The sequence below is a fragment of the Enemella evansiae genome (assembly GCF_002250705.1).
Taxonomy (GTDB): domain Bacteria; phylum Actinomycetota; class Actinomycetes; order Propionibacteriales; family Propionibacteriaceae; genus Enemella; species Enemella evansiae.
This window is the reverse complement of the sequence record NZ_NMVP01000014.1, coordinates 25,868-47,536: the sequence shown is the minus strand read 5'-3', so window position 1 is coordinate 47,536 and position 21,669 is coordinate 25,868. Positions and strand designations below refer to the sequence as shown.

General features: G+C 69.8%; 15 protein-coding genes. 6 read left to right on the top strand and 9 right to left on the bottom strand.

Going from position 1 to position 21,669, the window contains the following annotated elements; all coding sequences use genetic code 11:
- The first annotated feature begins 53 nt into the window (after window positions 1–53).
- The gene (locus BI335_RS10865) at window positions 54–1,073 is read left to right on the top strand and encodes a LacI family DNA-binding transcriptional regulator (protein WP_229117705.1); all 1,020 of its coding nucleotides are present in this window, start codon (window positions 54–56) and stop codon (window positions 1,071–1,073) included.
- Here BI335_RS10865 and mmsB read toward each other — a convergent pair.
- From mmsB to eccD, 5 genes are all read right to left on the bottom strand, one after another.
- A complete protein-coding gene (gene mmsB / locus BI335_RS10860; protein ID WP_094357756.1) occupies window positions 1,070–2,290 on the bottom strand; it encodes a multiple monosaccharide ABC transporter permease in 1,221 nt (406 codons plus the stop codon). The genes BI335_RS10865 and mmsB overlap by 4 nt on opposite strands.
- Window positions 2,271–3,827 carry a multiple monosaccharide ABC transporter ATP-binding protein gene (gene mmsA / locus BI335_RS10855; RefSeq protein ID WP_094404916.1) on the bottom strand — a complete coding sequence of 519 codons (1,557 nt, stop codon included), beginning with the start codon at window positions 3,825–3,827 and terminating at the stop codon, window positions 2,271–2,273. Before mmsA ends, mmsB begins: the two co-directional genes overlap by 20 nt.
- A gap of 99 nt (window positions 3,828–3,926) precedes the next feature.
- The gene (gene chvE, locus BI335_RS10850; protein ID WP_094404917.1) at window positions 3,927–4,967 is read right to left on the bottom strand and encodes a multiple monosaccharide ABC transporter substrate-binding protein; all 1,041 of its coding nucleotides are present in this window, start codon (window positions 4,965–4,967) and stop codon (window positions 3,927–3,929) included.
- Window positions 4,968–5,254: 287 nt separating this feature from the next.
- Complete coding sequence (locus BI335_RS10845) at window positions 5,255–6,292, bottom strand: LacI family DNA-binding transcriptional regulator (protein WP_229117707.1); 1,038 nt, start codon at window positions 6,290–6,292, stop codon at window positions 5,255–5,257.
- Window positions 6,293–6,426: 134 nt separating this feature from the next.
- The gene (gene eccD, locus BI335_RS10840) at window positions 6,427–7,830 is read right to left on the bottom strand and encodes a type VII secretion integral membrane protein EccD (protein WP_166646744.1); all 1,404 of its coding nucleotides are present in this window, start codon (window positions 7,828–7,830) and stop codon (window positions 6,427–6,429) included.
- Between the two features lie 120 nt (window positions 7,831–7,950).
- Here eccD and eccCa point away from each other — a divergent pair, with 120 nt between their 5' ends.
- The 5 genes from eccCa (at window position 7,951) to BI335_RS10815 (ending at window position 17,230) form a co-directional block, all read left to right on the top strand.
- The gene (gene eccCa / locus BI335_RS10835; RefSeq protein WP_094404919.1) at window positions 7,951–12,096 is read left to right on the top strand and encodes a type VII secretion protein EccCa; all 4,146 of its coding nucleotides are present in this window, start codon (window positions 7,951–7,953) and stop codon (window positions 12,094–12,096) included.
- A gap of 452 nt (window positions 12,097–12,548) precedes the next feature.
- A complete protein-coding gene (locus BI335_RS10830) occupies window positions 12,549–13,964 on the top strand; it encodes a glucose-6-phosphate dehydrogenase (RefSeq protein ID WP_094430935.1) in 1,416 nt (471 codons plus the stop codon).
- A gap of 98 nt (window positions 13,965–14,062) precedes the next feature.
- Window positions 14,063–14,767, top strand: coding sequence for a FadR/GntR family transcriptional regulator (locus BI335_RS10825; RefSeq protein WP_208109197.1), 705 nt, complete (start codon window positions 14,063–14,065; stop codon window positions 14,765–14,767).
- Window positions 14,768–14,879: 112 nt separating this feature from the next.
- Window positions 14,880–16,307 (top strand): sialate:H+ symport family MFS transporter, encoded by a 1,428-nt coding sequence (locus BI335_RS10820; RefSeq protein WP_208109196.1) that lies wholly within the window; start codon window positions 14,880–14,882, stop codon window positions 16,305–16,307.
- Entirely contained in the window at window positions 16,304–17,230 is a 927-nt protein-coding gene (locus BI335_RS10815) for a dihydrodipicolinate synthase family protein (protein WP_094430933.1), read from the top strand. The genes BI335_RS10820 and BI335_RS10815 overlap by 4 nt, the downstream gene beginning before the upstream one ends.
- A 19-nt stretch (window positions 17,231–17,249) precedes the next feature.
- On the opposite strand, the gene BI335_RS10810 is transcribed toward BI335_RS10815, so the two are convergent.
- Genes BI335_RS10810 through BI335_RS10795 form a run of 4 tightly spaced genes read right to left on the bottom strand, consistent with a single transcriptional unit; the run spans window position 17,250 to window position 21,556 of the window.
- On the bottom strand, window positions 17,250–18,512 hold the full coding sequence (locus BI335_RS10810) for a S8 family peptidase (protein WP_166646743.1): 1,263 nt from the start codon (window positions 18,510–18,512) through the stop codon (window positions 17,250–17,252).
- Window positions 18,513–18,522: 10 nt separating this feature from the next.
- Window positions 18,523–19,926 carry a PepSY-associated TM helix domain-containing protein gene (locus tag BI335_RS10805; protein ID WP_166646742.1) on the bottom strand — a complete coding sequence of 468 codons (1,404 nt, stop codon included), beginning with the start codon at window positions 19,924–19,926 and terminating at the stop codon, window positions 18,523–18,525.
- Window positions 19,923–20,573 carry a DUF5134 domain-containing protein gene (locus BI335_RS10800; protein WP_133625951.1) on the bottom strand — a complete coding sequence of 217 codons (651 nt, stop codon included), beginning with the start codon at window positions 20,571–20,573 and terminating at the stop codon, window positions 19,923–19,925. The genes BI335_RS10805 and BI335_RS10800 overlap by 4 nt, the downstream gene beginning before the upstream one ends.
- A 38-nt stretch (window positions 20,574–20,611) precedes the next feature.
- The gene (locus BI335_RS10795; RefSeq protein ID WP_166646741.1) at window positions 20,612–21,556 is read right to left on the bottom strand and encodes an AraC-like ligand-binding domain-containing protein; all 945 of its coding nucleotides are present in this window, start codon (window positions 21,554–21,556) and stop codon (window positions 20,612–20,614) included.
- Window positions 21,557–21,669 lie beyond the last annotated feature (113 nt).

Below are 21,669 nucleotides of genomic sequence, written 5' to 3'. Positions count from 1 at the left end.
CTGGAATGGCGCCGCGCCACCTCGTCCGGGTGGAGCTGTCGAGGAGGTCAAGGGTGAGCGAACGATCCGGCGGGCGGACCCGACCGCCGAGCATGATGGATGTGGCCGCGTTGGCCGGGGTCTCGCACCAGACGGTCTCCCGGGTCTTCAACGAGGCCGACAGCGTCCGTGCCGCGACCCGGGATCGGGTGCTCGCCGCGGTGGACCAGCTGGGCTATCGGCGCAATCTGTCGGCGCGGGCCCTGGCCACCCACCGCTCCGGTCTGATCGGGGTGCTGTCGGGCGGCTCCCCGCTGCTCGGTCCGGCCAGCACGCTGAGTGCGGTGGAGGCCGCCGCCCGGCGGCACGGGTACGCCACCCTGGTGGGCATCGTCGGTGAGGACGACCCCGAGGAGCCGGTGTCCCTGGTCGATTCGTTCGCGGCCCGCGGGGTCGACGGCATCGTCGCGATCGTGGGACGCGAGGCGATGGCCGCACCCCTGTTGGACCTCGTGCCCGCGATCCCGATGATCGTGGTGGCCGATGTGGGGGAGTCCGCGGAGCAGCCCAGTGTGGTCGCGGTCGATCACGCGGCCGGCGCCCGGGCCGCCACCCAGCATCTGATCGAGCTCGGTCATCGCCGGATCGCCCATCTCGCCGGGCCGGTGGACTGGTTCGACGCCCGGTCCCGGATCCGCGGCTGGCGTTCGGCGATGGCGGACGCCGGTCTGGACGGGCCGCTGCTCGAGGGGGACTGGACCGCCGCCCGCGGTCACGCCCTCGGCGAGCAGCTCGCCCGCTCCGGTCTGCCCGACGCGGTGGTCTGCGGCAACGACCTGATCGCTCTCGGTCTCATCGCGGCGCTCCGGGAACGGGGCATCGGGGTGCCGGACCGGGTGAGCGTCGTCGGTTACGACGACATGCCCGGCTCTGCCTTCTTCTCCCCGGCGCTGACCACGGTTCGCCAGCCCTTCGACGAGCTCGCGTCCGCCTGCCTGGAGACCCTGGTCGCGCAGATCGGGGGCGATCAGCCGGCGCGCCGGCTGATCGCCCCCGAACTGCGGATCCGGGCCAGCACCGCACCACTCGCCTAGGCGTTGGCTCCGCGGCGCTTGTTGAAGATGTCGAAGGCGACCGCCAGCAGCAGCACGAAGCCCTTGATGAAGGACTGGACCTCGCTGCCGAGCCCGAGCAGGGACATGCCGCTGTTCAGCACGCCCATGGTGAGGCCGCCGATCATCGCGCCGGTCACCGTTCCGACACCACCGGTCACCGCCGCACCACCGATGAACACCGCGGCGATCGCATCGAGTTCGAAGCCACTGCCGGCGTTCGGCAGGGCCGAGTTGGTGCGCGCGGTGAACGCGATGCCGGCGATGCCGGCGAGCACACCCATGTTCACGAACAGCAGGAAGTCGACCTTCTTGGTGTTCACACCCGACAACTGCGCCGCCAACAGATTTCCACCGCGGGCATAGACATTGCGGCCGAAGACGCTGTTCGACATCACCGTGGAGTAGATGAGGATGAGCGCCGCCAGGATCACCAGCACGATCGGGGTGCCCTGGTAGCTGGCCAGCACGAAGGTCAGCCCGACCAGGAAGGCGCAGATGACGACCAGCTTGAGGACGAACCACTGGATCGGATCGCTCTCCAGGTTGAGGCGGACCCGTTTGCGGCGTTCGTTGACCTGGCTGGCGACCAGCGCGATGGTCGCGACGGCCCCGAGGATCAGGGTGAGTATCTCGAACACCGATTGCCCGCCCGTCAGATCGGGCAGGAACCCCGAGCCGATCGCGGTGTACTCGGCGGGGAAGGGGGTGATCGGGACGTTCTGCAGCACCATCTGGGTGAGGCCGCGGAAGGTCAGCATCCCGGCCAGGGTGACGATGAACGCCGGAATGCCCACATAGGCGACCCAGAACCCCTGCCAGGCACCGATCAGCGCCCCGATGGCCAGGGAGAGGACGACACCCAGCCACCACGGCATGCCCATCTTCACGATGAAGATGCCGCTCATCGCACCGACGAAGGCGACCACCGAGCCCACCGAGAGGTCGATGTGCCCGGCGATGATGATCATCACCATCCCGATGGCGAGGATCAGCACGTAGGCGTTCTGGTTGATGATGCTGGTGACGTTCCGCGGGGTGAGCAGATTGCCGTCGGTCAGCACCTGGAAGAGGAGGATGATCACCGCCAGGGCGATGATCAGGCCCACCTGCCGGAGCCGGCTCGCCAGGAACGCGCCGACACCGTGGCTGGTCTCGGGCGCCGGGGTCTGGGGCGCCTCAGTGGTCGATGTGCTCACGCGCTTCTTCCTTCTCTCGGGTCATGTACTGCATGAGTCGTTCCTGGGTGGCCTCGGCGACGGGCAGCTCGCCGGTGATCCGGCCGGCGGACATGGCGTAGATGCGATCACAGGTGCCGAGGAGCTCGGGCAACTCGCTGGAGATCATCAGCACCGCCTTCCCGGCGGCGGCCAGCTCGTTGATGATGGTGTAGATCTCGTATTTCGCACCCACGTCGATGCCGCGGGTCGGTTCATCGAGGATCAGCACATCGGGGTCGGAATACATCCACTTCGACAGCACGACCTTCTGCTGGTTGCCGCCGGACAGCTTGCCCACGATCGCATCCACATTGGGAGCCTTGATCCGCATCTTCCGCAGATAGTCGTTGGCCACGATCTGTTCGTTGTTCGCATCGACCCAACCGAGCCGCGACAGCTTGTCCAGGGAGGCGGCAGAGATGTTGGTGCGGATCGACTGGATGAGGTTGAGTCCATAGACCTTGCGATCCTCGGTGGCGTACGCGAGACCGGCATCGATGGCCTGGCGTACGCTCCTCGCCCGCACCGGTCTGCCGTTGACGAACAGATCCCCGGAAATGTTGTGACCGTAGGAATGCCCGAACACGCTCATCGCCAGCTCGGTGCGTCCGGCACCCATCAGACCGGCGATGCCGACCACCTCACCGGCCCGGACATTCAGCGACGCGTGATTGACCACGATCCGGCTGGTCTCCAGGGGATGGTGCACGGTCCAGTTCTCGATCCGCAGCGCCTCCTCACCCGGATTGCTCTCCCGGGCGGGGAAGCGGTTCTCCAGGGCCCGGCCGACCATCCCGCGGATGATCCGGTCCTCGGTGAGCTCGGCGTCGTTCTGCAGCGTCTCGATCGTCTGCCCGTCGCGGAGGATCGTCACCCGGTCGGCGATCGCACGGATCTCGTTGAGCTTGTGGCTGATGATGATGCAGGTGACACCCTCGTCCCGGAGGCCGCGGATCAGGTCGAGCAGGTGTGCGGAGTCCTCGTCGTTGAGTGCGGCGGTCGGCTCGTCCAGGATCAGGATCCGGACGTCCTTCGACAGCGCCTTGGCGATCTCCACCAGCTGCTGCTTGCCGACCCCGATGTCGAGGATCTTGGTGGCCGGGTTCTCCCGCAGGCCGACCCGCTGGATGAGCCGGGCCGCCTCGATGTTGGTGGCGTTCCAGTCCACCAGGCCGATCCGATTGCGGCGTTCGTTGCCCAGGAAGATGTTCTCGGCGATCGACAGGTACGGGCTCAACGCGAGTTCCTGGTGGATGATGACGATGCCGTCGCGTTCGGAGTCGCGGATGCCGCCGAACTCGGCCGGCTTTCCGTCGAGCTCGATCTCCCCGGTGTAGCTGCCGTGGCGGTACACCCCGGAGAGGACCTTCATCAGGGTGGACTTCCCGGCCCCGTTCTCACCGCAGATCGCGTGCACCTCACCGCGTTGGACGGTCAGGTTCACATTCTTCAGGGCGACCACCCCCGAGAACGTCTTCGTGATGTCCCGCATCTGCAGGATGTGCTGAGCTGTCATCGTTCTCCCAGTCGGAGTTGGAGCCGGAGTCGGGAGCCGGAGCGGGCAGGGCCGGTTGCTGCCCCGCCCGCGACGGCGGCTCTCGGTCGGGCCGAGGGGTCACTGACCCTTCTCGACTTCTTCCTTGGTGTAGTAACCGGAATCGACGATCTCCTTGACCAGGTTGTCCTTGGTGATGATCACCGACTGGTGCAGGTAGGCCGGGACGACCTTCACCTTGTTGTTGTAGGTGGTGGTGTCGTTGGTCTCGGGGGTCCGCCCGTTCAGCACGGCGTCGACCATCTGCGCCGCGGTGTCGCCGAGTTTCCTGGTGTCCTTGAAGATCGTCGAATACTGGACGCCGTCGAGGATCAGCTTGTCCGAGGGCTTCTCGGCGTCCTGTCCGGTGACGATCGGGTTCGGGATGCCGGCGGCCTTGGTGGCGTTCAGGACGCCCCGGGAGAGGCCGTCGTAGGGGGAGAGCACCCCGTCGAGCTTCGTGCCCTGGGCGTAGAAGCCGTTGAGGATGGTCTCCATCCGGGCCTGCGCGGTCTCCTGCTTCCATTGCTGGATCGCGCACTGGCTGAACTCGGTCTGCCCCGAGACCACCTTCAGCACACCCTTGTCGACGAACGGCTTGATGACGCTCATCGCACCCTGCCAGAAGTACTGGGCGTTGTTGTCGTCCGGCGATCCGCCGAAGTACTCGATGTTCAACGGCCCGGTCTTGCCGGTCTCCTTGCCGTCGGCGTCGAGGAGCCCGAGGCCGACGAGCAGTGAGGTGCCCTGCTGCACGCCGACCTTCTGGTTGTCGAAGGTGACGTAGTAGTCGACGTTCGGGGTGCCGTTGATCAACCGGTCGTAGGCGATGATCTTGACCCCCGACTGGGCCGCCGAGGCCAGCTGCTGGGTGAGGGCCGTGCCGTCGATCGATGCGATGATCAGCGCCTTCGCGCCCTTGTTGATCATCGACTCCAACTGCTGCTGCTGATCGGGGACCTTGTCGTTCGCGTACTGCAGATCGACCTTGTAACCGAGGGCCTCCAGCTTCGCCTGGATGTTGTTGCCGTCATCGATCCAGCGTTCCGAGGTCTTCGTCGGCATCGCGACGCCGACCAGGGCACCCTTGTTGTCACCCGGTGCCGCTGACCCGCTCGCCATTCCCGCGCGCTCACCCGAGCATGCGGTGAGGCCCAGTCCGAGCGCAACCAGGGAGGTCGTTCCCAGGAAAGTCCTTCTGTCCACAACTCATCCTTTCCTTCCGGCGGGCCTCGTTGCCTGCTCGGTACGGCCGGGACCTGACACTTCGGCGCCGCTCCTGCTCCCCCTCGGCATCGAGCGGTCTGCGGACGGCGTCCGGCTTGAAGTCAGGCCTCATGGGACCGGTCACATCATAGGCATGACGGGGATTCGTCAGTCAAGGGATTCGGCCACGATCGGTGGGGCCGTCACCGACTCGTGATGTTGTGAACCGACTCGCGGACCACCAGCGCGACGGTGCTGGCGGGGGTGATGTCGAGGCGGGTGGCGGCCATCGGTGCGCCCGGTGGCGGGGTGATCAGCCGCGCCACACAGCGCCGGCCCATCGAGGCGAAGTCCTGCCGGACGGTGGTCAGCGGTGGGGCGAAGTATGCCGCCTCCGGGATGTCGTCGAAGCCGACGACGCTCACGTCCTCGGGGACCGACAGGTTGCGGAGGCGGACCGCATGGATCAACCCGAGCGCCATCTGGTCGTTGGAGCAGAACACGGCGGTGGCGCCGCTCGCCACGATCGGATCCGCCCGGGCGGCGCCGCTCGCGGACGACCAGTCGCCGTGCACCACGGGCAACGGATCGAGACCCCGCGCGGTCAGCTCGTCCCGATAGCCGTGCAACCGCGCCTCGGCCTCCATCCAGTCGGCGGGTCCGGCCAGGTGGGCGATCCGCCGATGACCCTGGTCCGCCAGATGGGCCACCGCCAGCCGGGCACCGTGGCGCTGGTCGGCGAAGATCTCCAGATCGGTCTCGTCGTCGACGCGCGAGTGCAACAGCACATAGGGGATGTCCAACTCCAGTTGGGTGACCTCCTTCAGCACCGGCCGCTGCGGGGCGATCACCACGATGCCGGCGACCTGCTGGGAGACCAGGAACTCCAGGCCCTCGCGGATCATGTCGGAGGAGGTGTCGGTCAGCGGGACCGTGAACGAGACGAACCCGTAGGCGACGGCGGCCTCCTCGATCGCCTGGATGGCGGCGATCGGGCCGTACTGGGTGCGCTGCAGGGCGAGTACGCCGATGACGTGCGAGCTGTTGCGACCCAGCGCCCGGGCCACCGCGTTCGGCCGGTAGCGCATCTGCTCGATGACCTGCAGCACCCGGTCGCGGGTCTCGGGGCGCAGACTCGGATGGTTGTTGATCACCCGGGAGACGGTCTGCCGTGACACCCCGGCCTCGCGCGCGACGTCGCGGATGCTCGGCGATCGTCGTCGCTGATTGGCTGCCGTCACGGTCGTCCTGTCTGCTGGATCACGCCCCATACCCGTTGGCCCATAGCTGTTGGCCCATACCTGTTGATTGGCCCGGCGACTCGTCATCGTACCGCCGGACTCGGCCCCGGGGGCCGTGGCCATCCGTCGGGGGCTCAGCCGCCCAGCCCGTACGCCCAGGAGTAGAGATCGAGGACGGCGAGCAGCAGCGGCAGGATCGCGATCACCGCGAGCCACTCGAAGATGTCACCCCAGCGGCCCCAGACCGGGGACAGCACCCGGTTCCAGCCGGTGGCGGCGTACTGGCTGCCGAACCAGACGCCGAGCGCGACGATCAGCAACCCGGCCAGTGCCCGGGACATCGGCGATTCCAGACCGGCGAGCCCGTCGATGGCCGCGCCGAGCGCCATCAGGGTGCCGGCGGCCAGCAGCGCCAGCCGCGCGGTCCGGCCGACGAAGGCCCGCGCGCGCAGCAGCAGCGCCAGCGCGCAGACCAGCACCAGCACCGTCGGTGCCCACCCGGTACCGAGCACCAGCACCGGCACCGACAGCACCGCTGCCGCCAACCCGGTACCGACCAGGAACGCGGTCAGGAACCGGTCCGCGGCGATCGCCCGGGAGACGATGTCGTGCTGCACCGGCTGCCGATCGGCCATCAGCGCTTCGGCGGTCGAGGGCAGATTCGGCATCGCCACCCCGGCCACCCGGAAGGCCAGCATCGGCAGCATCGAGGTCGCCGCCATCACGATCGCCAGCGCCACCGCCGCGGCATGCAGCTGCCGGTTCGGCAGCAGCACCGCGGCCATCGCCGCCAGCACCACCACGACCGCGGCACAGCTCACCCCGAGCAGCGGGTACGCCGTCACCTGGGTGCCCAACGCCATCGCCCCGGCCATCGCCAGGATCAGCGCCGCGGCCAGCAGCACCTGCACGCTCATATCGCCCCGCGGCAGCATCGGCGTACCCGGCAGCACCGCGAACCCGCCGATCCCGGCCAGCGCCACCGCCACCCAGGCCAGCGTCCCCGCGACCGCGGTCAAGCCGAAGGCCCGCGCCAGCAGCACCGCGGTGAACCCGCAGGCCAGCGCCAGCACCAGCACCGCGACGGCGACCATCCAGCCGGGGCTCGCGGCGACCGCGAAGCCGGGCAGCAGCACCGCCAGCAGCGCCACGAAGACCAGGGTGAACTTTCGGGAGTCGTTGTCGCTCCACCGCGGCTGGGTGCCGGTCGCGGTGGCGACCGCGTCCACCACGTCGTCGAAGGCGGCATCGGGCAGCGTCGCCTCCCGGTGCCGCAGATGCAGCGTCTCGCCGTCGCGCAGTTCCAGTTCGCCGATCGGCCGATCGGCATCGAGCGGGTCCTCACCGAAGCGCTGCAGCACCCACGACTGCACGGCCTCCTGGGCACCGCCGCCCTCGTAGCCGGAGAACCGGACGATGTTGGGCATCAACTCACCCAGGGTGGTGCCCGCGGGCAGCGCCAGGTCGATCCGCCGGGTCGGTGAGATCACCGTGACCCGGGCGACCTCCTCGGCGGCTTCGTCGGTTGCTGTGCTCACGAGCGTGAGAGTAGTGGTTGAAAGGCCCATTCAATAAGCGAGTCACAGGCACTCGACAGATGATTCGAGAACCAGTCGACTGATCTTTCGGCCCCTGTTCCGACTAGTCTGCGAACCACCATGGCGACCGTCACCTTCAACCGGCCGAAGCGCCCGAGCGGTCCCGCGATGCCGCGCGGGGACCTGCTGCTGGAGTCCCCGCCGGAGATCCCGCCGCCGTCCACCGGTGCCAACTGGGGAATGGTGCTGCGGATGCTGCCGATGCTCGCCGGTGCCGGCGCGATGGCGATGATGATGACCTCCACCGCCGGGGCCCGCGGGCCGCTCGGTGCGGTGATGGGTGGCATGTACGGCATCTCGATGCTCGGCATGATGCTCAGCCAGACCGGCCGCGGCAACGACGACCAGGCCCAGCAGCTCGACGCGGCGCGGCGCGACTACTTCCGCTATCTGGGTCAGATGCGCAAGCGGATCCGCGGTACCGCCGCCGAGCAGCGCCGCTCGACCCTGTGGATCCATCCCGACCCGGAGAACCTGTGGACCATCGCCGGCACCCGGCGGATGTGGGAGCGCCGCCCCGAGGACGGCGACTTCGGCTCGATCCGGATCGGGCTCGGCCAGCAGAACTTCGCCCAGCGGATCACCCCGCCGGAATCCAAGCCGGTGGAGGATCTGGAGCCGCTCACCGTCGGTGCGCTGCGCCGGTTCATGAACACCCACCGCCGGGTCACCTCGATGCCGATCTCGCTGGATCTGCCCTCCTACCGGATGGTGCAGCTGATCGGCGAGGAGGACGGCGCGCGCCGATTGGCGTACGCGATGGTCTCCCAGATGGCCGCCTGGCATGCGCCGACCGAGTTCCGGATCCTGTTCTGCATCGCCCCGGAGAACCAGCGGCACTGGGACTGGGTGAAGTGGCTGCCGCACGCCCAGCACCCGGATCGCAACGACGGCGCGGGGGCGGTCCGGCTGTTCGCCAGCAGTGCCGCCGAGCTGACCCAGCTCGCCGAGGGGGCCGCCGGGTCGCTGAGCGATGACACGCTGCGCCACATCGTGGTCGTCACCGACGGTGTCGACGGGGTGAACGCCGGCCAGTTCACCGCGCCCGGAACGACCGCGACCACCCTGGAGGTGTCCCGGGTCCGGGAGGCGCCGCGGCGGATCGAGCCGGGCACGATGGCGGTGGAGGTGCGCGAGGGGCAGCTGCACGCGCACCTGCGCCGCGGCAACCGGTTGCAGACCAGCGAGATCGGCCCGGCCGATCAGACCGCGATGGTGCACGCCGAGCTGCTGGCCCGCGCCCTGGCCCCGTTCCGGATGCCGATCGGCGCGGTCGTCGAGGACACCGGGGACATCGCCGATGCGCCCGTTTTCGAAGCACCGAAGGATTACCCGTCGATGGTCGGGGTCGGCGACCCGGCCATGCTGGACACCTCACGGGTCTGGAAACAGCGCCCGCTGCACCAGCGGCTGCGGGTGCCGATCGGCAACGGCACCAGCGGTCAGCCGGTCGAGCTGGACATCAAGGAGGCCGCGATGTCCGGCATGGGCCCGCACGGCCTGTGCATCGGCGCGACCGGTTCGGGCAAGTCGGAGTTCCTGCGCACCCTGGTGCTCGGGCTGTCGATGACCCATCCGCCGGACCAGCTCAACTATGTGCTCGTCGACTTCAAGGGTGGCGCCACCTTCGCCGGGCTGGAGGAGCTGCCGCACGTCTCGGCGGTGATCACCAACCTGGAGGGCGAGCTGACCCTGGTCGACCGGATGCAGGACGCCATCGGCGGTGAGCTGGACCGCCGGATGGAGGTGCTCTCGCAGACCAATGCCCAGTTGAAGAACCGCGACATCAAGAACCGCGAGGAATACGACCAAGCCCGCCTCGACGGGGCCGACATCCCGCCGATGCCGAGCCTGTTCATCGTCGTCGACGAGTTCTCCGAGCTGCTCACCGCACGGCCGGAGTTCATCGACCTGTTCATCCAGATCGGCCGGATCGGCCGCTCGATCGGCGTACACCTGCTGCTCGCCTCGCAGCGACTGGAGGAGTCCAAGCTCCGCGGGCTGGACACCTTCCTCTCCTACCGGATCGCGCTGCGCACCTTCTCCCCGCAGGAATCGCGGACGGTGATCGGCGTACCGGATGCCTACGAGCTGCCCAGCGCCCCCGGCAACGGCTATCTGAAATACGACACCACCAACATGGTGCAGTTCAAGGCGGCCTACGTGTCCGGTCCCTGGCAGGGCAGTGTCGCCCCGGTCCGCAGTCGCGCCGGGGACAGCCTGATCGACGCCGCCGACGAAGAGGAACCGAGCGATACCTGGATCCCGCCGGTGCTGGAGTTCACTCCGCGCGCGGTCGAGGTGCCGCGTCCGCCGGAGCCCGAACTGCTGCCGGCCCGGGCGGCCCGGATGGAGGAGACCGCGCCGCCACCGGATCTGGCCGCCGAACCCGAACCCGCCCCGGTCGCCGCCGAGGACGACGAGGACGATGAGGAGACCCTGCTCAGCGTCGTCGTCGGCCGGCTCCGCGGGCAGGGCTGGCCGGCGCACAAGGTGTGGCTGCCGCCGCTGGACGTGCCGCCCACCCTCGATGAGTTGTACGCCTCCAGCTTCGGCGATGGGGGCCGGCTGGTCGAGGTCGAGGGGCGTGGGCTGACGACCGGGGACTCGCGGATGTACGGGCGGTTGCAGGCGCCGATGGGGTTGATCGACCGGCCCCGGCAGCAGCGACGCGATCCGATGTGGATCGACCTCGCCGGTGGCGGTGGCCACCTGGGTGTGGTCGGTGGCCCGCAGACCGGCAAGTCGACGGTACTGCGTTCGACGGTGATGTCGATGGCGCTGCAGCACACCCCGGCCGAGGTCGGTTTCTACTGCCTGGACTTCGGCGGCGGTGCGCTCGCCTCGCTGCGCGGATTGCCGCACGTCGGTTCGGTCTGTGGCCGGTTGGATGTGGACCGGGTGAAGCGGACGGTGGCCGAGCTGACCTCGTTGCTGTCGGCGCGGGAGACCCAGTTCGGTGAGCTCGGCGTCGAGTCGATGCAGGCGTACCGGCGGGGCCGAGCCCAGGGCAGCATTCCCCCCGATCGCTTCCCCAGTGACGTTTTTCTGGTCGTCGACGGCTGGATCACGCTGCGTCAGGAGTTCGAGGACCTGGAGTCCACGATCACCCAGCTGGCGCATCGCGGCCTGAGCTTCGGCATCCATGTGATGCTCTCGGGCGCCAAGTGGTCGGAGTTCCGGATGAACATCCGCGACCTGCTGCAGAGTCGGATCGAGCTCAAGCTCGGTGACAACTTCGAGTCCGAGATCAACCGCAAACTGGCAGCGAACGTGCCCGAGGGTCGGCCCGGCCGGGGCCTGTCCCGCGACGGTCTGCACTCGCTGGCCGCGCTGCCGCGGATCGACGGAAACCCTGATGTGGAAGAACTTTCCGACGGCGTACGTGCCGCGGTGCAGCAGATCGACGCCGCCTGGCGCGGGCCGAAGGCCGCCGAGGTGCGGATGCTGCCCGACGACCTCACCCCGGCCCAGCTGCCCGGCATCGGCCGCGACGAGACCGAGCGGGCGTTCCCGATCGGGGTCGACGAGCTGGAGCTGGCACCGGTCTGGTTCGACCCGGCCTCCGAACCGCATCTGGTCGCCTTCGGTGCACCCGAGTGCGGCAAGTCGACGCTGATCCGCACGATCCTGGAGGGCATCACCACCCGGTACAGCTCCGAGGACGCCAAAATCCTGCTGCTCGACTATCGGCGCCAGCATCTGGGGCTGGTGCCCGATGACTACCTGATCAGCTACTGCGCCTCCTCGCAGGCGGCGACCGACATGTCGAAGCATCTCGCCGAGGCGGTGCGGGTACGCCTGCCCGGCCCGGATGTCTCCCAGGAGGAGCTGCGGAACCGGTCCTGGTGGCAGGGCATGGAGATCTTCGTGGTGGTCGACGACTACGACCTGGTGGCCACCTCGATGAACAATCCGCTGCAGCCGTTCGCCGACCTGGTCTCCCAGGCCTCCGACATCGGCCTGCACATCATCATCGCCCGCGGTATGGGCGGTGCCGGCCGGGCGGCCTTCAGTGACGCGCTGATCGCCCGGATGAAGGACGGCCAGTCCCCGGGTCTGATCATGTCCGGTACCAAGGACGAGGGCCAGCTGCTCGCCGACGTCCGCCCGTTCCCGCTGCCCCCGGGCCGCGGCACCTTCGTCACCCGCGGCGGCAAGGTGCTCATCCAGACGGTGAACACCCCCGCCCCCGTCTTCGACTGACCGTTCATCGAGTAGTGGACCCGGCGGAGCGCCAGCGGAGCCGGGGCCACGTGTCGAGATGAACCGCACGCGCCTACGCCGGCTGAGCGAGCGAGGAACGAGCGAGTCGAAGCCACCCGGTTCCATCCTCGACGCCCAGTCGTGAAACCCCCTTACCGTGCGTGAAACCCCCACTGCAGCAGGGGTTTCACGCACGGTAAGGGGGTTTCAGCTGCCGGCGCGTCGTGCGGTCCAACCGATTGTGGTGGTTCATCTCGACACGGCCGCCATTGCTCCGCTTCGCTCCGCATGGCGGCCTACTCGATGAACGTCCGGGTCGGCCGCCATTGCTCCGCTTCGCTCCGCATGGCGGCCTACTCGATGAACGTCCGGGTCGGCCGGCCATTGCTCCGCTTCGCTCCGCATGGCGGCCTACTCGATGGGCGTTCCGACCGGCATGGAAAACTGCCGCCATGGCGACCGGTACCAAGGCGAAGAAGAAGACCGTCCAGAACGCGGACACCACGAAGTCGGCGACCCTGCTGATCCTCGGTGCGGCCGGTGACCTCACCCATCGGCTGCTGCTCCCCGGGCTGGCCAGCCTGCTCACCGCCGAGCGTGACCGGGACATCCGCGTCACCGGGGCCGACCGCGCCGATCTCAGCGCCGCGCAGTGGAAGGACCGCGTCAAGGATTCCTTCGCCAGCACCGATGCGCCGGCCCGGGTGACCACCGCGGTGACCCGGCGCACGGCGTACGTGCAGACCGACCTGCTCGACCCGGCCGCGCTCGCGGACCTGATCGGCCGGTGCGGCGACGGCCCGCTGGTGATCTTCTTCGCGCTGCCGCCGCAGATCTCGATGAAGGTCTGCGAACTGCTCCGCGACATCGACCTCCCCGCGGTCACCAGGCTCGCCCTGGAGAAGCCCTTCGGGGTGGATCGCGCGAGTGCGGAGGCGTTCAACACCCTGCTGCACCAGGTGGTGCCCGAGGAGCAGGTCTTCCGGCTCGACCACTTCCTCGGCCGCGCGACCGTGCTCAACCTGATCGGGCTGCGGTTCGCCAACCGGCTGCTGCAACCGGTCTGGAACGGCACCCACATCGAACGGGTGGAGATCGTCTACGACGAGGATCTGGCGCTGGAGGGGCGGGCGGGCTACTACGACGGCGCCGGTGCGCTGCGCGACATGATCCAGAGCCACCTGCTGCAGGTGATGGCGATGTTCGCCCTGGAGTCGATCGCGGTCCTGGACGATCAGGAGCTGAGCGACCAGAAGGCGCAGGTGCTGCGCGCCACCAGGCTGTGGGGGAACTCGCCGAAGCGGTCCTCGCGCCGGGCCCGCTACACCGCCGGCAGCATCGGCCGACGCAAGCTCCCCGACTACGCCAAGGAGGACGGCGTCGATCCCACCCGCGAGACCGAGACGCTCGCGCAGGTCACCGTCGCGATCGAGAACAACCGCTGGGCCGGGGTGCCGTTCGTGCTGCGCAGCGGCAAGGCGCTGGGCACGCCCTGCAAGAAGATCATCGTGACCTTCCGCGATGTGGCCCATCTGCCGGACGGGTTCATCGACGACACCACCGGCGCCGACACCCTGGTGCTCGACCTCAAGTCCGGTGAGGTGTCGCTGAGCCTGACGATGAACGCCGAGGGCGATCCCTTCGATCTGGAGCAGAAGACGCTGACCGTCACCCTCGCGCCGGCCGATCTGCTGCCCTACGGGGAGATCCTGGCCCAGATCTTCGACGGCAGCCAGCTGCTCACCGTCCGCGGCGACGCCGCGGTCGAGTGCTGGCGGATCGTCGAGCCGGTGCTGAACGCCTGGGCGGCGGGCAAGGTGCCGCTGGAGGAGTACGCCGCCGGCTCGGCCGGGCCGGAGGGCTGGTAGCACGAGCGAGACGAAGCCACGGTCCCGTCGACTCGTCGCGGCGCTCCTCGCTCAGGGAACGTGAGGGAGGGGCGCGGGGTCGCGGCTAGGCTGAGCGTGTGAGTGCCGACCGCCGCACCGCGCGGCCCCTGCTGCAGGAGCAGGTGCGCTCGCTGCTGACCGACTACATCGTCGAGCACGGCCTGGGGCCCGGTGACCCGCTGCCCACCGAGCAGGAGTTGATGCGCGAGTTCGGCGTCGGCCGCAACGTGCTGCGCGAAGGGCTGAAGGCGCTGCAGGCGCTCGGCATCGTCGAGGTCCGCCACGGTTACGGCACCTTCGTCGGCAACGCCGGCCTCACCGCGCTGGAACGCGGGCTGCATTTCCGGGCCGCGATGTCGCTGCGCGCCGGGCTCGGGGAACTGCGGGATCTGCTCGATGTCCGGGAGGCGCTCGAGGTGGGGCTCGCGGCCCGGGTGGTGGCGGCCGTCGACGACGCCCAGTTGGCGGCCCTCGAGGAGATCGTGCAGGGCATGCAGCGCGCGGCGGCGGCCGGTGACTATTTCCCCGAGCTCGACTGGCGATTCCACGAGACCCTGTACGCCCCGCTGGGGAATGCGCTGGTGACCGATCTGCTGCGCGTGTTCTGGCGGGTGTTCGGCGATGTCGAGGCCCAACTGCCCGGTGCCAGATACACCCCGGTGGCCGCCGCCGGCTGGCACGCGGGAATCCTGGCGGCCGTCCGGCAGCAGGATGTCGGGGCCACCCAGCGGGCCGTCGCGACGCACTTCGCCGACATCCGGGAGCGGCTCGGCCGCGCCTGATGGTTGCGGTTCACCCAGCAACGGGGTTACCGTCATAGGACATGGGACGTCCTATCTTCGGGGGGCGTACGGGAGGCGGGGCCCGACCCCGCGATGGACGACGGGAGCTCACGTGGCAACGACGCCAACCCAGCAGAGCGGTCTGCGCTCGCTGCAACCCCAGCAGTGGCGGTCCTTCTTCGCCGCCTGGCTCGGTTATTTCCTCGATGGATTCGACTTCATCCTGATCACCCTGGTGCTCACCGAGATCGCCGAGGAATTCCAGCTCGACCTGCCGACCGCGGCCACCCTGGTCAGCGCGGCCTTCGTCTCCCGCTGGTTCGGCGGCCTGGTGCTCGGCGCGATCGGCGACCGGTTCGGCCGCAAGCCGGCGATGATCATCAGCATCTGGTGCTTCGCCGTCGGCAGCCTGCTCTGCGGTTTCGCCTGGGGTTACTGGTCGATGTTCGCCTTCCGGGCGCTGGTCGGCATCGGGATGGCCGGCGAATACGGATCCAGTGCCACCTTCGCGATGGAGTCCTGGCCGCAGGCACTGCGCAACCGCGCCTCCGGCATGCTGCTCTCGGCGTACCCGGTCGGTGTGGTCGTCGCCAGCCTGCTGTACGCGGTGATCGTGCCCTCGCTCGGCTGGCGCTGGATGTTCTACATCGGCATCCTGCCGGTCGTGCTCGCACTGGTCATGCGCCGCTCGCTGCCCGAGGCCGCGGAATGGCAGCGCGAGGTCGGGGAGCGGGCCGAGGCGACCACCTTCCAGATCCTGTTCGGCACCCGGCAGCGCGCCCTGCTGAACACCGTCATCGGCATCGTCATCGCCGTCTGCCTGGTGCTGGTCTTCTCCAAGGCCGCCGGGCCCGCCACCTGGCTGCTCGCGATCATCGTCGGTGCGGGCTTCATCGCCTACCTGGTGCAGATGGCCGGCCGGCTCTGGCCGATGACGGTCGCCCTGGTGGTCACGGTGTTCGCGGCCTTCCTCTACTCCTGGCCGATCCAGTCGCTGCTGCCCACCTATCTGAAGACCGACCTCGGCTACAACCCGGCCGCCGTCTCGACGGTGCTGCTCTGGGCCGGGCTCGGGTACGCGGCCGGTTCGGTCGCGGCCGGCATGCTCGGCGACCGGATCGGCACCCGTCGGGCGTACCTCACCGGGCTGCTGGTCTCGCTGCTGGTGATCGCACCGGTGTTCCTGATCGGCGGTTCGAGCTTCGTGCTGCTCTCGGTGCTGCTGTTCGCGCTGCAGTTCACCAGCCAGGGCATCTCCGGGCTGCTGCCGAAGTTCATCACCGACCATTTCCCGACCCGGCTGCGTGCGGCCGGCCTGGGTCTGACCTACAACATCGGCGCCCTCGGCGGGGCACTGGCCCCGGTCATCGGCGCCACCCTGGCCCAGCGCTTCGGCGGCCTGGGGACCGCGCTGATGGTGCTGGCGATCGCGTTCACGATCGTGGTCGCGGTGTTCGTCGGCTTCAACGTCCCGGCCCGGATCGGCAAGGCGCTGCGCGTCGAGTCCGATGCCCCGGCCCTGCAGGAGGGCGCCCGATGACCGAGGCACTGCGCGGTGTGGTGACCCCGCTGGTCACCCCGCTGACCGACACCGGCGAGCTCGATGAGGACGCGCTCGGCCGGGTCGTCGACGAGCAGCTCGGCGCCGGCGCCCGGGCGGTGTTCGTCGGCGGATCGACCGGTGAGGTCGCCCTGCAACCCGATGCGGTACGCCGCCGGGTGGTCGAGGTCGCCGTCGCGGCGGCCGCCGGTCGGGCCCCGGTGATCGCGGGCGCGATGGACACCGGCACGCTGCGCGTCATCGACCACGCGGTCGCGGCCGTCGCGGCCGGGGCCGCGGCGGTGGTCGCGGCCCCGCCGTTCTACATCGCACCCGGGGTGGCCGAGGTGGTCCGACACTACGAGCTCATCGCCGCCGCGGTGGAGGTGCCGGTGGTCGCCTACGACATCCCCGCCGCCACCCATTCACCGCTGCCGCTCGCGGCCCTGGCCCGACTCGCACAGCAGGGTACGATCGCGGCCTTCAAGGACTCCAGTGGTGACCTGGCCGGCTTCCGCCGTGCGCTCGCGGCGCTGCGGGGGACCGGGGTCACCGCCTTGACCGGCTCCGAGGTCTTCGCCGATGTCGCCGTCCAGCTCGGTGCGAGCGGCATCGTACCCGGCCTGGGCAATGTCGACCCGAACGGTTACCCCGCGATCCTCCGCGCCGTCGAGGCCGGTGACCCGGCCGCCGCGGCCGCCGAACAGGAGCGGCTGATCGCGTTGTTCGCGATCATCGATGTCGCCGACCGATCCCGGATCGGTTTCACCGCCGGCGCCCTCGGCGCCTTCAAGGCAGCGATGTGGCTGCGCGGCGTGCTCGACTCGCCCCGCACCTTCGCACCGCTGAGCCCGCTGACCGATGCGGAGATCGACCGGATCCGGGAGATCCTGATCCGCGCGGGGCTCACGGTGGTGCGCTGAGGAGCAGCGCCGATGCGGGTCAGGCCTTCCAGCCGCGCCGTTTGCCCGAGGGATAGGCCGCGAACAGGGCGGTGGCCAGCCCGACCCCGACCAGGGCGGCCAGGCCGAGCGCGACCGCCAGCTTCCCGCCGCCGGTGGTGCTCGCGGCCTTCGTCGGATCGGGGGCGCGGCCGGCGACCGGCGGGGGAGTCGGCCCCGGCGTACCGAAGTCGACGTCGGTGAGCGCCCGGTAGGGGTTCACGATCCCGAAGCCGAGCTGCTTGTCCGGTGCGGTCGCAGCCGGCGGGTCGGCGCTGGCCTGCAACCGCCGCTTCACCTCGGCCGGTTTCAGACCGGGATCGCGCTCCAGCATCAGCGCGACCGTCGCCGACACCAGCGGCGCGGCATAGGAGGTGCCGTCCACCATCTCCCAGGACTGGCCCTGCGGCCCGGACGGGTTCGCCGCGAGCACCTTCACCCCCGGCGCCCCGACGGCCACATGCAGATCCGGGTTGAACTGTGACTGCGGATGCGGCTGGTCGTTGATGTCGCTCATCCCGACCGCGATCACATCGCGATAGCTCGCCGGATACGGCGGTCTGGGCTCCCCGCCCCGGTTGCCGGAGGCCGCCACCACCACGATCCCGGCCCCGATCGCCTCATTGATCGCCTGCCGGTATTCGTAGGAATCGCTGCCCTGCTGGGAAATGTTGATGATGTCCACGCGCAGCTCGATCGCCTTGCGGACCGCATTGATCGTCGGCTGCAGCGGTTCGGACTCCTGCTGCTGACCCGGCGTACCGACACTGCCGGCGGTCTGCTGCAGCGCCCGCAGCGAGATCACCTCCGCATCGGGGGCGAGCCCGCTGAAACCCTTGCCGTCCGGGCGCCCGACGATCAGCGAGGTGACCCGGGTGCCGTGCGCGCAGTCCGCCCTGCGTTCACTGCCCGAGCCCTTGGACTTGTCGTAACCGGCGAAGTTGTACGCCTGGCTGACCACCGGCCGGCCCTCGCGCTGCAGCTCGGGATTGCGGGAGGTGTCCACCCCGGTGTCGATCACCGCGATCCGGACCCCCTTGCCGGTCGCCAACTGGTTCACCCGCTCGACCTGCAGCCGCTGGGTGGCCCAGTGCGCGTTCTCCACCTGGCTCGGGTCGTTGGGGACGAAGTCACCGCAGAGGGTGGCGTCGAAGGGTTCGCCCTCGCCGTCGGCGGCGTACGCCGGTTGCGCGCCCTGGGCGAGCAGCAGTGCCACCGCGGCGGCCCCGAGCAGCCGCCGGCCGAGGGATCGGAAGGATGGCACGGGCGCCACCCTACGACCCGGTCGGGCCAGCTCTCCGGGTCGCCTGCCAGACGGCGTCGATCCCGCAGAACAGCAGCAGCGAACCGCCGAGCACCGGGAACGCCACCCCCACCGCGATCGCCACCAGCACCATCGTGACCAGCGCGATCCGGCTCGGTGCCCGGCCCGCCCCCGGTGGTCCGGGCAGGCGTGCCCCGGTGCCGCGGGTCGGGCGGCGCAGCCACCACATCCGGTACCCGATCAGCACCGCGGCGATGATGCCGACCGCGATCAGTGCCAGCGCGATCTGGTTCGGCACGCCGAAGAGCAGCCCCATGTGGGTGTCGATGGCCAGATTGGCGAGCTGGGCCATCACCGGCCAATCGGCGAAGTCGATCCGATTCAGCACGGTCCCCGACTGCGGATCGACCGCCATCGAATCCTGCGCGACCGGCCAGGAACGCTTGGTCTGGCTGACCTTCCAGGCTGCGCCGGAGCTCGGGACGCTCACCTCCACCGGGCCGTCCAGGCCGGCGGTACGGGCCGCGGTCAGCACCCGCTGCACGGCGGCCGGCTGATCCTCGGCCGCGACCGGTGCGGCGGTGCTCGGCAACCCCTTGGTCACCGACGGTGCCTGCCAGCTGAGGGCACTGCGCACCTCGCTGACGGTGGCACCGGCATAGGTCGACCAGGTCATCCCGGTCGCGGAGAGGAACAACATGCCGAGCAGCGCCCAGACGCCGATGCTGCCGTGCCAGCTGAGCAGGCGGCCCCGGCCCTTCCCACCGCGCGGCATCAGCAGGCGGCGCAACCGGCCCGGTCCGCCGGCATCCCGGCGTGCCTTCCGGGCCCGCGCCCACCAGAGCAGCAGGCCGCTGAGCGCCAGCACCCACAGCCAGCTCGCGGCCAGCTCGCTGTAGATCCGGCCGGGTTCGCCGAGGTGCAGGTTGCGGTGCAGATCGTCCAGCCAGGCGCGGACCGGCAACCACTCGCCATAGGTGTCCAACACCCCGCGCGACCGGCCGGTGTAGGGGTCGATGAACGCGGTCCGGGTGTAGCCCTCCGCCGTCTCGGGGCTGGCGAACACCACCCGGGTGGTGCCGTCGGCGCTGCTCGGCGGCCGGACCGACTTCAGGGTGCCCTCCGGCACCGCGGCCTGCGCCGCCGTCACCTGATCGGCCAGCGGCACGGCACGGGTGCCCACCGCCGGTACCCGGAGCTGCTCTGCGTGCACCGACGACTCCAGCTGCGGGGCGATCGTGTAGAGCAGCCCGGTCACCGCCGCGACCAGCAGGAACGGCCCGACGAACAGGCCGACATAGAAGTGCAACCGCAGCAGCAGCGGCCGGAAACCGGCCAGCCACCAGCGATCCGCGGTGCGGGTGGTGGGGGTGTCGGCGGCTCGGCTGGTCTGATCGGGATCGACGACGCTCACCGCATGACCACCAGCATCGCGGCCATCCCGCCGGTCATCGCCGCGTGACAGATCCGGTGCGACCAGTCATCACCGGCGCGCAGTTCGCGGGCCCGGTGCCGGTGCACCAGCCAACCGATCGCGGTCAGCACCAGCAGGCCCGCCAGCACCAGGGTGACCACGGTCATCCAACCGGGCGTACCCATCGGCATCTCCATCGGCGGCATCGCACCGCCCGGCGCGGGCTCCGCACCGCCCCCGTGGCCGGCATGCTGGCCCGCCGCGGCGGGGTCGGTGGTGGCCGTGCCGTGGCCCATCAGCCAGGGCATCGCGACCAGCATCCAGATCATCGCGACATTGCCGATCAGATGGGCGGCCATCGCGATCCGGGTGCCGCGGGCCAGCTCCGGCCGGGTGGCGTGACGCAGCAGCGCCAGCCCGAACAGTCCGAGCGCGGCCACCTGCACCGCGGTACCGAGGCCGCCGGGCATCCACCAGACCATCGCCACCATCAGCACGCTCATCACCAGATGGTTCAGCTCGACCACCTGCCCACCGGGTCCCTCCGCGCGCGGCCGGGACGCGAGCCGGACCAGTTGCAGCAGGGCGTACGCCGCCGTGCCGCAGAACAGCAGGGTCAGCACGATCGACCAGGGAGCGGGAAGCACGCCCCAATTTCTACAAGACGTAGAACTCTGTGTGCAACTCAGGGCGCCCCATGCTGCGCGCGGTAGTCGGAGGGTGAGACCCCGTACTCGCGCTTGAACGCCCGGGAGAGCCAGGCCTGGTTCCAGACACACCAGCGGGCCGCCAGCCCCGCGATGGTGGTGTGCCGCAGCACCGGGTTCTCCAGATCGCGGCGGATCGCGTCCAACCGCGAGCGCCGGATCTCCTCGGCCACAGTACTGCCGCTGCCCTCGAACGCACGATGCAGACTGCGGGCGGAGAGATGGCACGCGGCGGCCACGGAGGCGGGGGAGAGCTCCGGATCGGCCAGTCGGGCACGGATCTGCTGGACGGCCAACGCCCGTATCGCGGTCCTGGCATCCGTGGTCGCGGTGGTCACCGCACCCGCCAGGGCCCCCTCCAGCAGGGCCAGGCCGGCATCGCGGATCCGGGTGCCCTCCGCCGCCGTGCCCGGGTCCGGCTGCTGGGTGCCGGCCCGCAGGTATCCGGTCAGCAGGGCACCGGCGCCGCGGGTCGCGTCGTGCGGCCGGGACCGCAACCGGTCGAACTCGCGCTGGGGAATGGGCAGCAGCGCCCGCGGCACCGTCATCACCAACGTGTGCCAGGGCCCGAACGCGGTCAGCGAGTAGGGCCGGCTGGTGTCATAGATCGCGAACTCCCCGGGCCGGATCTCCACCTGGGTCTCGGCCTGATCGACGATCGCGCGGCCCCGCAGCGACAGCGAGAGTTTCAACAGGTGTACGCCGGCCCGGCGGGCCGAACCGGGCGAGCGGTGCACGGTCTGCGCACTGCTGGCCAGATCGTAGAGTCCGACGTCGTCGAATCGGCGACCGGTCAGCCGACCCGTGACCGGCCCGTCGTCGCCGTCCAGTGGGCGCGCGCGCAGGCCGTCGAACGCCTGCGCGATCGTCGCCTGCCAGTCACTCGCGACCTCGGTGTCGCGGATCGGGTCATTGGTGCCCATCGCTGCCCCCTCCGCTGCCCGACCGGGGCAGCGTACAACCGCGTCCTGGCGCGCAACGGCAACGCCCATGGCGCGCACAGCGAAGCCCCCGCGGGCCGAGGGGCCGAGCATGG